The sequence below is a fragment of the Lysinibacter cavernae genome (assembly GCF_011758565.1).
Taxonomy (GTDB): Bacteria; Actinomycetota; Actinomycetes; order Actinomycetales; family Microbacteriaceae; genus Lysinibacter; species Lysinibacter cavernae.
This window is the reverse complement of record NZ_JAAMOX010000001.1, coordinates 935,967-950,420: the sequence shown is the minus strand read 5'-3', so window position 1 is coordinate 950,420 and position 14,454 is coordinate 935,967. Positions and strand designations below refer to the sequence as shown.

The following is a 14,454-nucleotide window of genomic DNA, read 5'->3' as shown; positions in this document are numbered from 1 at the left end:
GTGGATATTCGGTTGTGTCAGGTCAGCGCGCCCAAATCCCGCGATGTCAGTGAAACGAGGGATAATTGAAAGATGCCCCTCTATCGTGACGAAGCAGTAATCCTGCGCACCCATAAGCTGGGCGAATCCGACCGCATCGTAACGATGCTGAGTCGAGATCACGGGCAGATTCGTGCCGTTGCGAAGGGTGTGCGTCGGACGGCATCCAAATTTGGGTCTCGTCTTGAGCCCTTTATGGTCGCGGATGTTCAGCTCTACGAAGGCAGGACCCTCGACACCATCACGCAGGCCGAAACGCTTGGCGCGTATGGGGCAGCTATCGCTTCAGACTACGACACGTATCAGGTCGCAAACGTTATGGTCGAGACGGCCGAACGCCTGACCGACGCCGAGCCCGCTCGGCAGCAATACATGCTGCTCGTTGGGGCGCTCCGGTCGTTATCGCAGGCAGAGCATCCACCGGGATTGACGCGCGACTCGTATCTGCTCAGGGCGCTCGCTTTGGCCGGTTGGGCACCAAACTTTTCTGAGTGTGTGCGTTGCGGGCAAACAATTCCAGCGGCCGCTGGCGACAGTACCGCAATGGTTGTACAGCTTGGCGGCACCGTCTGCGACGACGACGCTCCACCCGGTTCGCCCCGGCTCTCAGCGGCTTCGGTTGACCTGCTCGCGATGCTGCTTATGGGGGAGTGGGAGCGCGCGATTGCGCATCCGGAGGCGGTCAGGGGGCCCTCGCACGGTTTTGTATCCGCGTATACGCAGTTCCACATTGAGAAGGATCTGCGCTCACTGCATTTTGGCGCATAGATCATCGGCCCAGTCCTGCGCGCTACGATGATGGTAGTTTTTTGAAGGTTAGGATCCTCCGCTGAGTAAGCAATCCACAACACACCAACTCGTTCCGCTCGATTGGACGGGCATTCGCCCATCCCACATTCCCGAGCAGGTTCCCGAGCACGTCGCTATCGTGATGGATGGCAACGGTCGCTGGGCGAATAAGCGCGGGCTTCCTCGGGTCGAGGGGCATAGGGCAGGCGAGGCAGCACTGCTTGACGTTGTTGCCGGCGCGATCCAAATGGGCGTCAAACACCTCAGCGTGTACGCATTCTCGACCGAAAACTGGCGGCGATCTCCCGACGAGGTGCGGTTTTTGATGGGCTTCAACCGCGAGGTGTTGCGGCGCCAACGCGACCAGCTCAACGCATGGGGCGTGCGCATCCGCTGGTCGGGCCGAAAGCCAAAGCTGTGGGGCTCAGTGATCAAGGAGCTGCAGACCGCCGAGGCAATGACGACCCAGAACTCGGTGCTCACCCTCACGATGTGTGTCAACTACGGCGGAAGGACCGAGATCGCGGATGCCGTGCGCGCCATCGCCGACGACGTGGCGTCAGGCAAACTGAAGCCGTCGGGCGTCAGCGAAAAAACCATCGCAAAATACCTGTACCTGCCAGACCTGCCCGATGTTGACCTGTTTGTGCGCAGCTCGGGGGAGCAACGCACAAGCAACTTCCTGCTGTGGCAGTCGGCGTATGCCGAGATGGTGTTTCTTGATACGCTCTGGCCAGACTTCAGCCGCACCGATTTATGGGGTGCCGTTGAGCAATACGCTTATCGCGACCGTCGATTTGGTGGCGCGGTGGACGCTCCCTCGGTTTCATAGCTGAGTACTCACGGCATCCGATGTTGCTGTCCTCGATTGAGCGGGACTGGCTAGTGGGGGCCAAATCTCAGCGAGGAAAGCCTATTCCGTGCTCTTCTGACACTGCCTCCCAGAGAAATCTGGGACAATAGATCAGTGAGTGCGAAGACCCTAACCCAACCCAAGCTGCAGATTGGCAACATCGAAGTCGATGTGCCCGTTGTGCTAGCGCCCATGGCTGGCATCACCAATACGGCGTTCCGGCGGCTGTGCCGCGAGTTTGGTGCGGGGCTCTACGTGTCTGAGATGATTACCAGCCGGGCACTTGTTGAGCGCACGCCTGAGTCGCTACGCCTCATCCGCCACCACGAAAGCGAAACCCTTCGCTCAATCCAGTTGTATGGCGTCGACCCGAAGACGGTCGCCGAGGCCGTGAAGTATCTCGTGGACGAAGACCTCGCCGATCACATTGACCTTAACTTCGGCTGCCCTGTGCCAAAAGTTACCCGCAAGGGTGGAGGGGCCGCGCTGCCCTGGAAGCAAGACCTGTTCCGCGGCATCGTCGAGAGCGCAGTGGATGCCGCCGGCAGAATCCCGCTCACGGTCAAAATGCGTATGGGGATCGACGACAAGCATCTCACCTACCTCGAGGCCGCAAAAGCTGCAGAGGGCGCCGGCGCTGCCGCCGTCGCTCTGCACGCTCGCACGGCGAACCAGCACTATTCTGGGCAGGCCCGCTGGGAGGCCATCGCCACGCTTAAGCAGACGATCACGAGCATCCCCGTGCTTGGCAACGGAGACATCTGGTCTGCCGACGACGCCATTCGCATGATGGATGAGACGGGCTGCGACGGCGTTGTTGTTGGCCGTGGCTGCCTCGGTCGCCCGTGGCTCTTTGGTGATCTCGCCGCAGCGTTCCGCGCCCGCAGCGGCGAAATCACGGCCGAGCAGGCGCAAGCGGCGCTCATTCAACCGACACTCGGTGGGGTAGCGGATGCGCTTCGCCGGCACACCGAGCTGCTGGCCGATTTCTTTGACGGAGGCGGAATCAGCGGCGAGGAGCGCGCGTGCCGCGACATCCGCAAGCATGTCGCCTGGTATTTCAAGGGCTACCCGCTGGGCTCCGAAGCCCGACGTAGCCTTGCCCTCGTTGAAAGCCTTGAGCAGATGGATGAGATCCTTGCCACGCTCGACCGTGATACCCCGTATCCGGGTATCGGGGCCGAAGGTCCCAGAGGTCGAGCCGGCAACCCAAAGCGCACGGTGCTCCCGGAGGGCTGGCTCGACAGTCGACTGTTGAGCACCGCCGAGAGCTGCGAACTGACCGAAACTGAGGCGGACACAAGCGGTGGCTAAATCTCCGAGCGACGAGCGATACTCCCTGCAGGATGAGCAGCGCTGGCTCCCAGAACAACACCGTGACGTCACCCGAAGCGATTTTGCGCGTGACCGCGCGCGGCTGCTGCACTCGAGCGCCCTCCGGCGACTCGCGGCCAAAACGCAGGTGCTGAGCCCAACCGCCGGCGTTGACTTCGCCCGCAACCGGCTGACGCATTCGCTTGAGGTTGCGCAAGTAGGGCGCGAGCTGGCGACCTCGCTTGGCCTCAACCCAGACGTGGTAGACACTGCCTGCCTCGCGCACGACCTCGGGCATCCGCCCTTTGGCCACAACGGCGAGCGGGCGCTTAACGACTGGGTGCGTGAGTCCGGCGGGTTTGAGGGCAACGCGCAGACGCTCCGCATCCTCTCCCGCCTTGAACCAAAGGTTTTTGGCGACGACGGCCGTGGCTACGGCCTCAACCTCACGCGGGCGAGTCTCGACGCGAGTTGCAAATATCCCTGGCCTGCGGCGCAGTCGGTCGCCGATCCTGGCGGCCGCCAAAAGTTCGGTGTGTATGCAGACGATATGCCCGTCTTTGAGTGGCTGCGGCAGGATGCCCCCGAGGGCAAGGTCTGCGTCGAAGCCCAGGTGATGGACCTGTCTGACGATATTGCCTATTCGGTACACGACTTTGAAGACGCCGTTGTTGGTGAATACATCGATCCGGCGCTGCTGAGTTCACGCGTTGGGCACGAGTCGCTCATCCGTTCGGTTTCTGAATGGGCTGGCAACGAGCTGAGCGACGATGACCTTGCTGCGGCATTTGACCGACTTTCTGCTTCGGACCTGTGGCTGACTCAGTGGCAGGGAACGCGCCGCGATCACGCGACGCTCAAGAACTTCACCAGCCAGATGATTGGCCGATTTGCCCACGCGGCGACCGACGCGACACGGGCGGCCTTCCCGCAGAGCAGCCTGGTTCGCTTTGGCGCGGATGTTGTGGTGCCTGCCGACGTGCGCGCCGAGATCGCCGTGCTCAAAGGGGTTGTGGCCGCGTTTGTCATGGCGAGTGGCCGGCGTCAGCCAATCTACAAGAAGCAGCGTGGCCTGCTCACCGAGCTGCTCGATACCCTGCTGGAGAATGACGGTCAAGATCTCGACCCGGCGTTTGCGCTCGATTGGCAGGATGCCTCGACCGAGGCCGAATACCGTCGTGTAGTTGTTGACCAGGTCGCGACGCTCACGGATCAGTCGGCGATTGCCTGGCACGAGCGTCTCTGCGCCGTGCCGCTCGTCTAGTCGGCGACACGACAGCATGCCCGTTCCGACGTCTATGGGAACGGGCGCTGGCCTGACTCGCTAAGCGAGCTTGCGCCGGCTCGCGAGCAGTAGGCCACCGGCGAGCAAAAGCACCCCGAAGGCCCATGGTGCTGCGGAAGCGCCAGTGGCTGCCAGGGTTGAGCCGTCGGACATCGCCGGAGGAGTTGTTGCGCCGCCCGAGAGCGTTGGCGAGGGTGTTGGGCAGGGATCTGGGGCAACATCGTAGGCCCAGCTGGTCACCGCATCTGCGGGAAACTCGTAGCCGTCAGCGGGCACAGCCGTGACCGTTACGGCAGTTCCGTCCTCTGATTGTGTGTAGGTCGCTCCCTCGGCAGAGGGCAGCGCAACGGTTGCCGGAATGCCACACGCGGTTGACGGCACGAACACAGGCGCAGGCGGTGTGACCACGACGTTCACGACGGGTTCTGCCATGCGGAGTTGGAGCCAGAGACGACTGGTTGCGTATCCAGCCCAAACGCCCGATTCTTTGGTCATCGTGCCAAGATTTCCGACGCCGCTGAAGACGAGAGACATGGTGAAGGATGCCGTTTTGCCGTCGATCAGCTCGGGTTGGAGCATGAGCAAATAGCGTTCTCCTTCCGTCACAACAGGGCGGTCGGGGAAGGAGAGCGTGGCGGCCAGCCGGTCTCCGGCGACGGAGGGATCTGGCGTATCCGAGATGGAGAGCTGCGCAACGCCGCCGGGTATCGGCTCGTTGGCAACATCTCCGCCGATTGGAAACGCATAGATCGCACCCCCGGCAAAGGAGTGTGGCTCGACGTTGCTGAGCCAGACGGTCAGATCTACGACCGCACCCGTGCTTTCCGGAATGAACGGCTGCCCGATTTGGTAGTCAGCGGACGGTTCCCAGACCACGGCAAGACTCTCGTCGACATAGCGCTGGTCAATATAGGTTGTCTCAGCGCTGGCAGCGCTGCCGGAAATGGATACCGCCGCAAGTGCCGTGGCAAGAGTAATCAAACCTACGCGAAGCCCCATGCGACGCGATGATGTTTCAGACATGCAAAATCCCCCGATTGTCTTGTGTCGTCTGGCAGCCTAGCCGGTATTTGGGATTCTCGCGAAGGCCCGTGAACAGGCGGCTCCGGGGCAACAGTGTTTCTCACAGCGCCAGAACAGCAAGATTTGTCCACCGGTCTGGACAATCGGTCTGGTCGCCCAGTCCAGTCGACTAAACTTCACGTATGGCAGGACTCATTCGACAAAGCGACATTGAAGAGGTCAAGTCACGCGTAAATTTGGCCGATATTATCGGCGATCACGTCACGCTGAAATCTGCCGGACCAGGCTCCATGAAGGGGCTCTGCCCGTTTCATGATGAGCGCAGCCCAAGCTTTCACGTTCGTCCAGCGCTAGGTTATTATCACTGTTTTGGCTGTGGCGAGAGCGGCGACGCCATCACGTTCCTGCAGCGCATGGACCACGTCACGTTTACCGAGGCGGTCGAACGTCTCGCTGGCAGCGTTGGCTACCAACTTCACTACGAAGAAGGATCAGGCAAGAGCGACGGCATCAACCGTCCAAGGCTTTTGGCCGCGAATAAGGCCGCGGCCGAGTTCTTTGTTGCGCAACTTGGGAGCCCAGAGGCCGCCGTTGGTCGCGCGTTCCTTGGCGAGCGCGGATTCGACGCTGCCGCTGCCGCCCACTTTGGCGTTGGGTTCGCGCCAAAAAGCTGGGATGCCCTGCTCAACCACCTCAAATCACTCGGGTATACCCAAGAAGAGATCGTCACCGCCGGACTTGTGTCGCAGGGTGACCGGGGGCCATACGACCGCTTCCGCGGACGGCTGGTGTGGCCCATCCGCGACACGAGCGGCCAGGTGCTCGGTTTTGGCGCGCGGCGACTTCTCGACGACGATAAGGGCCCCAAATACCTCAACACTCCAGAGACGCCGGTGTACCACAAGTCTCAGGTCCTCTACGGTCTTGATCTCGCAAAGCGCGCCATTTCGAAAGACCGTCAAGTGGTTGTTGTTGAGGGCTACACCGATGTCATGGCCTGCCATATGGCGGGCATCACGAGTGCAGTGGCTACCTGTGGAACAGCGTTCGGTACTGAGCACATCAAAGTACTGAGACGCATCATGAACGACGACAGCGGTATCGGTTCAGTGATCTTCACCTTTGACCCAGACGCTGCCGGCGAGAAGGCCGCCATGCGCGCGTTCAGTGACGAAAAAAAGTTTACGGCGCAGAGCTTTGTTGCGGTCGCTCCTGACGGCCTTGACCCCTGCGACTTGCGCCTCGCGCACGGTAACGAAGCGGTCGCAGCGATGATCGCCGCCAAGAAGCCGCTGTTCGAGTTTGCCCTGAGACAACGCATCAGCCAGTTCAACCTCGACACGGTCGAGGGCCGCGTCGGCGCGCTGAACGCGGCAGCCCCAATTGTGGCTGACATTAGAGACAATTCGCTTCGGCCCCGATACGTTCGCGAGCTCGCGCGGATGCTCGGCGAAGAACTTGGCGACGTTGAACAAGCGGTTCGCGATGCCCAGCGAAAGAGCAGCGCCGTAGCCACACATCCGCAACCCGCTCGCGGCGGTGCCCGTCCGCACCAGTCAATCGCCCCGCGCAATGACGGCCAGCAGCGCTCAGAGCAGCCATACGGGCGCTCCGACGGAGGCCAGCCTCCTCGCCCACAGAGTGGCGCAGCCGGGGCAGGCGGGCCAGCGTCGGCCGATGCCGCAGTTCAGGCACCGCCCATCGACACCTCTTATGGTGGGCCAACAAGTGGGCATGCTATTGACGATGCCGACCCGTACGCTGGGGGCGACTTCACCCAGAGCATTCCAGAACCCCGGACCGGCATCGCCGACCTGCCAGGCGATCCCGTCACGAGGCTTGAGCGCGACGCCGTGATGGCCATGCTGCAGCAGCCGCTGACGATTGAGACTGAGGTCTTCAACCAGGGCATCCGGGCGCAGCTTTCCAACGGCGCCCTCACGGTGGTACGCAACGCCATTGCGGCCCAGCTGCCAGCCGAGGCAACATCCGCGTGGCTCGGTCGAGTCATCGAAGATACCCCCGAGCCGTTTAAGGACCTCGTACGGGAACTTGCGATTGCGCCGATCCCCGAACGCTCGGAGGCCGGCATGGTTCGCTACGTCAACGACATCGTCATCAGCCTCGTTGAGCGCGACATGCTCGCGTTTAAGGCCGAGCTGGTTGGTCAATTGCAGCGCCTCGGAGACAACGCGGGGGAGCCTTACCAACGCGTGCAACGTCAGCTGATGGAGCTCGAGACCGCTCGCCGAAAACTGCGCACGACGTCGGCATAACGCAACCCCCTGCTGCCTCAATGGGGCATGAGATACCCTCGACAGACCGACCATTACACATCCCCTCATCCTCGTTAGGACCAGAATGATCGACCGAAACCCCCACGGATCAGATGACATTATCGTTTCTGACCTGTCGATCTCGTACCCTGCGCACGGCGGCAGCGCTCAGCATCAGGCCATCGAAGGTGTCAGTTTTAGCGTGCCAAAGGGTGCGGTGTGTGGCCTGCTCGGCGAAAGCGGTTCTGGCAAATCAACACTGGCAAAAGTGATTGCGGCGAGGGGCAACGAGGTCACACAGCGAACCGTACAGCCCGTCGTCAATAGCGGCGCAGCAATCGTGCTCGGCCAAAACGTGGTGAAGCTCTCAAAGCGCAAGCGCAGCATCCTGACCGCCGAGATCGGCTACCTTGGCCAGGCAGACGGGGCAACCCTTCCGCCTGATCGCACGGTTGCCGACTGCATTCTTGAGCCCATTGCTGAGCGCGATAAGCGCTTTGACCGGCAACAAATCGGGCTTGTCATTGCCGAACTCATGGATCAGGTTGCGCTGCCTCTGACCATGCTGCACACGTACCCTCACGAGCTCAGCAAGGGTCAGCGTCAGCGCGTTGCGATAGTGCGTGCGCTGGTTATGCAACCCCGCATGCTCGTGGCCGACGAACCGACCCTTGGCGTGGATGTTGCCAATCGCCCGCGCGTTGTCGACATGCTCGACGCCTACCGCACTCGCCACAACGCGACAATGCTGCTCGTCAGCCACGACATCACCGTGCTTGAGCGTCTCGTTGACGAACTCATCGTGTTGCAGAGCGGCTCGCTCGTCGGGCGTGGAACGATCGAAGAAGTTTTTTCTCAAACGAATCACACGTACGTTCAGCGACTTGCCGCGGCTTTACGGGCAACTGCCTACGACGAACTCGCAATCGAATAAGAAAAGGTACCAAAAGTGGTCAGCGGCCACTCAAATCTTTGGTAGAGTCTTATCTGTTGTCTTGATCGCCGGATCACCTCCGGAAGTCAAGAAAGCATTCCCTGATAGCTCAATTGGCAGAGCAGCCGGCTGTTAACCGGCAGGTTGTTGGTTCGAGTCCAACTCAGGGAGCGAAGGCCTCGCGGCTCCACCCGCGGGGCCTTTTTGCTTTAACGAAACATAACAATTGGCAGGTGCTTGCTCTGCAATTGGCAGCCGGGCAGAGGTCCCACACATGGGCAACGTTTGACGAGCGCCTTGGTGCCGGACCAGTGAGCCGTTCAGCTGAGGAGGGAACGGTATTATTGGGGTCATGACATCCGCCTATTCGGGTAGACCATTGCGGCTGCCAGTTCCTCCGACTGCGCTGAACATGACTGCGTTGGCGATGGAGGCCTCACGATCAGTTGAGGCAAACACCGGTAAACCGCTTTCATTCGCCATTGGTTCTGTTGCGGAGGTTGACGGCTATCTTGGCGAGATCCGTGAGGAAGTGGGCGGTAGCGACGAGCTCGCGGAACTTGTGCTCAAATTTGGTGCGTATCTGGGTGAGATGATCGTGCGGCATAAGGGCGGCACATGGGCCGATGCGCCGGCTGAGTTCGACGGTTGGCCCGTCGTACAGCTGCCGTCTGGGTACTGGGCCGATCCGATCGGAAAAGCCTTCAAACGAGTGGATAATGGCAGTGAAGACAGCATCATCTCGTTTGTTGATGTGCTGGCCGACCTTGGCCAAACGAAACCTCAGCGGCGCTTTCATCTCTTCAAACGTCGCGTGTGATCACAGCTGGAGCGATGATCGGTACCGGTTTTGTGCGAAGCAACCGAAGCAACCGAAAGGTCGAGCGCGGCCTTGCGCTGTGCTCACTGAGGAATGCACTGACATGCTCGCCGACCGGTGTCGTTTGAGGCCCGGCCTTGTTGTCATTGGGAGCGCAGAGTATGCATGGAAATCCACTCACGCCCCGTTTTTTACATCGTAGGGTTGCGTGCAGAACCTGCTTTTTAAGATCAGGCCGACGAGGTGATCGTGCAGGTTCTCCGCAGGCTCGGAGCCCGTGGAGCTCCTCAAAAAAAGTACGTCACGTATGACGTACTTTTGTTAGGATTTTCGCAGGGTCATGCATTGACAGCCAACGGAGGCTGGGGGGATGCGATCGTGACTCGGTTGAAAGCCCCTTGCCTCTTAAGCCCGATAGAGCATCGCTCCACACTCGATATTGCCCTTGGGCATTGGCGATCGGACAGACAGATGCTAGGACGAATCAACGGACCAAAGAGTTCGCCAGCCGCGCGTCGTTTTACCGCGACCGTCGTGTGTGCGGTTGCGATGTCTTTGGCCTTTGTGCCAACAGGGGCCACCGCCCTTTCTCCAACGCCTGAACCGCCCGCCGTCCAGCCGCCCGCCGTCCAACCGGCGGAGTCCACACCGGCTGCGGAGCCTTCAACGCCGACGGGCGAGGACGATCTCTTATTGCAGCCCGACCTTCCCAACGAAACATCCGCGCCAACCACCGCGTCAGAACCTTCTGCCCCCTCCGAGCCTTCGCCGCAGGAGCTGGAAGCCCCAGACGACGTACCGCCGCCGGAGCAACCGCCTTCGGACGCAGCGGATGACCCGGGCATCGGAGTATTCTCGGTTTCCGATACGCTTGCTGCGGTCTTAACCGACGGCACCGCTGTCTTCGATGCCGACGATGACCCCGGAAATGATAGCGGTCCACAGAACGGCATCGTGCGCACCAACGACACCGTGCAGTACCGCTTTAACTTCAACACAAACACGGCCTCAACCAACCCCTACCTGACCTCAACGCTGCCGTCGGGGATGGAGTGGCGTGCGGCGCCTCCGCAGTGTGACGGCCTTGGTACCGTGCCAAATGTGACAGGCGTGTACGACTCGGTAACGGGTGCTCCGGGTGGTGACCGCCGGGTCCTGATCTGCCAAACGTTATCGTCGACGAGTTCATCCTCGAAGGAGATTAGCCCTATTGCTCTGGTCACGACCGCGTCTCTGAACGGCGAGTCGAAGGACGTTTCGTTCAGCGCGGGGGACCAGGAAACTCCAGTTCCCGTGCAGTCAAACACCGTGTCAACAACCGTCTCGGCTGCGGCCTTTTACGACCTCCGTAAGGTTCCTCTCACACTCAGCGGTGTAGCGACGGGACCAGGGGCCGGAGGAACCGAGCAGGGTCACTGGCGCATGTACGGTATCGGAATCACCGTCAAGCACCCAACCCGAACCGGCGAGGAAGGGCTGAAGGGGATCACGCAGCTTGCTTCGCCCATCACCTTTACGGATGACCTTGGCGCGTACTCGCCAAACGCCCGCCTGATGAACTGGGGAACCGGTGTCTCCGGCTGTACCCAAGGCGGCACGTTCGGTTCGATTACGCCACTGCCGCATTCAAGCTTGACAAAACCGGGCGCTAACGTGAACAACGCGGTTGTTGACTCCGGTGTGTTGTCCTGCGTGAGTGACGAGACTCCAGGAGGCACGTTTGATCTGACGTTGACTGGGACCGATACTCGAGGCCTGTCCTATCCAACGTTGACGGCGACCAATAACCCGCTTCCAACGGGGGAGTACTGGGTAGCGAGCGGCGCGATCGTTGTGTGGATTCCTATTCAGGATGTGCTTGACGCTGGCGGACAGCTCACCGTGCGCAACCAGTTCACCGATTTTGATCCCGATGATGTCACTGGCCGGTCAAACTACGGCGACGGTACGGAACCGCTCGAAAACAACTCGACGGCGCTCTCAATTAACGCGGGTTCCTATACGGCATCCAAGTCGTACCGCGACTACATCACGGGAAGTAACCCAGCGGGGGCTACCGGCATCCGTACCGGTGATTTGAGGGTATCGCCAGGGAGTCAAGTGATCTCAAGGTTGGACTTTTCGCGCACGCTTGCCGAATCTGAAAACGTCATCGTGTGTGATGTCTTCGACCGATCGTCTCAGCAGTTGACCGCGCTTTCTGGCTCAAGCGTGCCCACCCGATCGTCGTCGCTGAATCTTCCCACCGACGCGTATGTCATTGAATTCGGTGCGCCTGCCTCGTATCCTCAGACGTTTGCTCAGATGAGGGCAACAACGTGTGAGGATAGCGACGCAACGTGGTCGACAGATCCAAGCGCCGTTGCGCTCGGCGGTGCCCTCACGAGTGACGGATTCCGTGACAGCGTAGACCGAGTTCGAATCCGTATGCTCGTACCCGTGCCAATTGGGGCAAGCGTCGTGATGTCGACGGGTCTTCGTTTCACCGGGCCGTCAACGCTTGACCCCGCAAACAACCCTGACGGCACGCTTCTCACGAACTTCGGCAGGTTTCGTACCGGCACGACTCCAGCCTGGCTGCTCAATTCGTTTGATCCGGTTGCATTCGCAGGGACAACAACTGGGGATCGTGCGCGCTTGGTTCCTGGCGAGGTTCGTGTCGACAAAACCGTTGCTGAGCAGATTCCGGGGTCTGGAGGGCAAGTGGCCCCCGGTACGGATGCGAGCTTTACGCTGCAGCCGACAGCGGCAACCAACGGTGCTGTTGGAGACCCACTTCGCGATGTTGTGATTACCGACCTTATGCCGGCGACAACGCCGCGGCTGACAGTGAATCCGTTGAGCGTCACGGTTCCGCCGGGCGCGCAGGTCGAGTTCTGCGGTCTGTGTGACGGAAGCGACTGGTCTCCTACTCCGGGTGGAACAAACTATGGCGTCCGCTGGCTTCTGGGTGACGTTACTCCTGGCACTGTCATTCCCGCCTTGCACTACTCGGCCAGGATTCCGGTGGATGCGGCGAACGGCTTGCAATACCGGAACACGGCCGTCGCAAGTTCGCCTGATGACCCATCCACCGAGGCCCAGCGCTCAGACTCAGTGACTATTCAGGTCGTCGCGGGTGCCACGGTATACGCGACGAAGTCGACAGCAACGGCCTATCGGCCGCTTGCGGGGCCGCTCGTCTGGGACCTCACGGTGCGAAACGCCACGTCGAATGTGATGACCAGGCTCGACACTGTCGACGTCCTGCCGGCAAACGGTGATGGGCGGTTGCCAGCATCATCCTTCTCTGGAGGGTTTAGCGGTATCTCCGTGAGCGGGCTTCCCGACACGATGGTGAGCTTGGTCACAACACAAGACCCTGCCGTTCTTGATGCCCAAGACGGCGTGGTTGATGGATTTGCCGATCCCGGTTCTCCGGGAGACGCCTGGTATGTTGCGCCGGGCACAGGCATCTGGTCATGTGCGGTGACTGAGATTGGTTCGGCGGGTTGCCCAAGCGCCGCAGAGGTGACCGCAGTTCGGTTCGTGAGCCTTGCCTTGCCGGCTCCTCAGGTGTTGGACCCGTTCGAAACGCTCACCTGGCAACTGAGCCTCGTCCCAACGGGCGACGTTACGGGGGACATCTATACCAACCGATTCCGCGGACGCGTCAATCCTGAGGTGCTCGCGCTTCCGGTTTCCTCGCCGGATGTTCCGATTCAGGTGCAGGCTCCGCAGATTGCCGTCGCCAAACAGACCTGTACCGCGGCCGACCCGAACGTGTGTGTGGCTTCTGACGATTCCGTCTGGGCCGAGACCCACACCGTTCGACGCGGGGGCGAGGGAACGTTCCGAATCGTCGTGACCAACACCTCAGCCATTGACGGTGCAGTAACGGTTACCGATGTACTCCCTGCCGGGCTCACGTTTGTTCCCGGTTCCGCCGAGGCATCGGTGGGAGACGTTGCCGGGTTTGTCCCAGAGTGGCTTGTTGGCCAGTTGGCAGCTGGCGACTCGGCCACACTGACGTTCCGCGTCGTGATCCCAGCCGCTGGAACCCAAACGAATAGTGTCGAAGCGGAGATTGAAGATCGTTTTGGTCAGGTTGATGATGCCAGCGACACTGCGGCGCTTGTCGCAGCGCCAACTGACGTGACGGTGGAGAAGTCCGTTCTCGACTCCGCCGTTGGTCCTGACGGCGTTGGGCTCATCACGTACGAGTTGGTGGTCACGAACGCTGGTGCGTTTGATGAACAGTATTCCTTGGACGATGCACTCGCGTTTGGTGAGAACATCAGCCCCGATTCGCCGCAGGTTGAGAACGTCAGCCCAGGTGATATCGAGGTAAACCCGGATTGGAACGGTGACACGGTCGTCAGGGTCGCGTCCGACATACCCATTGGCGCAGGTGATGTGCACCGCTACAGGGTGGAGGTGTCTGTGCTTGTTCCCGGTGGGCTGACTGCCGGACAATGGCAGTGTGATTCGGGCGGCGGGTTGGCAAATACCGCGACGGTTTCGGGCGACGGTATCGAAGACGCCGCCTACGCCTGTGTTGATGCCCCTGACTCGAGCATTGAGGTGAAGAAGACTGGGCCAGCGACGGTATCACCCGGAGGCGAAATCACCTGGTCCATCCGCGTATCCAATACCGGTGCCCTTGACGCAAACGAGATCGTTGTCACGGATGCCCTGCCGAAGGGGCTGACTTTCGATTCTGCGACAGAAGGTGGAACAGCGGCAGACAACGTTGTGAGCTGGATTCTGCCGGGGCTGGCAGCGGGAACCGATATTGAGCTGCGCGTGACAGCACGCTTATCCACCGAGGCAAGCAGCCCAATCGCCAACTGTGTTGAGGTTGCGCCCCCAATTGGCTGGAGCGAAGTTGAGGCATCCTGTACCAATACGACCATCGTGCCCGGTGTCTCGCCAGCGCCGTCAAACCCGGGTGGGGCTCACGGTGGGGGATTGGCCGTCACCGGCACGCCGAGCAACACCCTTCCGTTCCTACTGGCCGGATTTGGGATTATCGTTGGCGGCGCGCTGCTTCGGCGTCGCCGCTCAGGGCTGCGAGGAGGGCGCTAACACCGGCCCCCGAACGGAGTTTGGGTAGGCGACGGGCAGCGGATGCGAGATTCC

Annotated in this window: 9 protein-coding genes and 1 tRNA gene; 9 read left to right on the top strand and 1 reads right to left on the bottom strand. The window is 60.8% G+C overall.

Features of this window, described 5'->3' with window-relative positions; all coding sequences use genetic code 11:
* Positions 1 to 72 precede the first annotated feature (72 nt).
* From recO to FHX76_RS04275, 4 genes are all read left to right on the top strand, one after another.
* Complete coding sequence (gene recO, locus FHX76_RS04290) at positions 73 to 807, top strand: DNA repair protein RecO (RefSeq protein WP_167148244.1); 735 nt, start codon at positions 73 to 75, stop codon at positions 805 to 807.
* 61 nt (positions 808 to 868) lie between these two features.
* Entirely contained in the window at positions 869 to 1,660 is a 792-nt protein-coding gene (locus FHX76_RS04285) for an isoprenyl transferase (RefSeq protein WP_167150324.1), read from the top strand.
* Between the two features lie 135 nt (positions 1,661 to 1,795).
* Complete coding sequence (gene dusB / locus FHX76_RS04280; RefSeq protein ID WP_167148242.1) at positions 1,796 to 2,995, top strand: tRNA dihydrouridine synthase DusB; 1,200 nt, start codon at positions 1,796 to 1,798, stop codon at positions 2,993 to 2,995.
* Positions 2,988 to 4,259 (top strand): deoxyguanosinetriphosphate triphosphohydrolase, encoded by a 1,272-nt coding sequence (locus tag FHX76_RS04275; protein ID WP_341777857.1) that lies wholly within the window; start codon positions 2,988 to 2,990, stop codon positions 4,257 to 4,259. Before dusB ends, FHX76_RS04275 begins: the two co-directional genes overlap by 8 nt.
* 60 nt (positions 4,260 to 4,319) lie before the next feature.
* On the opposite strand, the gene FHX76_RS04270 is transcribed toward FHX76_RS04275, so the two are convergent.
* Positions 4,320 to 5,303, bottom strand: coding sequence for a hypothetical protein (locus FHX76_RS04270; protein ID WP_167148240.1), 984 nt, complete (start codon positions 5,301 to 5,303; stop codon positions 4,320 to 4,322).
* Between the two features lie 182 nt (positions 5,304 to 5,485).
* Between FHX76_RS04270 and dnaG the strand changes: the two genes are divergently transcribed.
* From dnaG to FHX76_RS04245, 5 genes are all read left to right on the top strand, one after another.
* Positions 5,486 to 7,579 carry a DNA primase gene (gene dnaG, locus FHX76_RS04265; protein WP_167148238.1) on the top strand — a complete coding sequence of 698 codons (2,094 nt, stop codon included), beginning with the start codon at positions 5,486 to 5,488 and terminating at the stop codon, positions 7,577 to 7,579.
* A gap of 85 nt (positions 7,580 to 7,664) precedes the next feature.
* On the top strand, positions 7,665 to 8,513 hold the full coding sequence (locus FHX76_RS04260) for an ABC transporter ATP-binding protein (protein WP_167148236.1): 849 nt from the start codon (positions 7,665 to 7,667) through the stop codon (positions 8,511 to 8,513).
* A gap of 98 nt (positions 8,514 to 8,611) precedes the next feature.
* A tRNA-Asn gene (locus FHX76_RS04255) sits at positions 8,612 to 8,684 on the top strand.
* Positions 8,685 to 8,865: 181 nt separating this feature from the next.
* Positions 8,866 to 9,333 carry a hypothetical protein gene (locus FHX76_RS04250; RefSeq protein WP_208402433.1) on the top strand — a complete coding sequence of 156 codons (468 nt, stop codon included), beginning with the start codon at positions 8,866 to 8,868 and terminating at the stop codon, positions 9,331 to 9,333.
* 471 nt (positions 9,334 to 9,804) lie between these two features.
* Positions 9,805 to 14,400 carry a DUF11 domain-containing protein gene (locus tag FHX76_RS04245; protein WP_167148232.1) on the top strand — a complete coding sequence of 1,532 codons (4,596 nt, stop codon included), beginning with the start codon at positions 9,805 to 9,807 and terminating at the stop codon, positions 14,398 to 14,400.
* Positions 14,401 to 14,454 lie beyond the last annotated feature (54 nt).

Bases quoted from the DNA above. Each gene is read 5' to 3' on its own strand.
- recO (WP_167148244.1), top strand. From the start codon at position 73: ATGCCCCTCTATCGTGACGAAGCAGTAATCCTGCGCACCCATAAGCTG.
- FHX76_RS04270 (WP_167148240.1), bottom strand. From the start codon at position 5,303: ATGTCTGAAACATCATCGCGTCGCATGGGGCTTCGCGTAGGTTTGATT.
- dnaG (WP_167148238.1), top strand. From the start codon at position 5,486: ATGGCAGGACTCATTCGACAAAGCGACATTGAAGAGGTCAAGTCACGC.
- FHX76_RS04260 (WP_167148236.1), top strand. From the start codon at position 7,665: ATGATCGACCGAAACCCCCACGGATCAGATGACATTATCGTTTCTGAC.
- FHX76_RS04250 (WP_208402433.1), top strand. From the start codon at position 8,866: ATGACATCCGCCTATTCGGGTAGACCATTGCGGCTGCCAGTTCCTCCG.
- FHX76_RS04245 (WP_167148232.1), top strand. From the start codon at position 9,805: ATGCTAGGACGAATCAACGGACCAAAGAGTTCGCCAGCCGCGCGTCGT.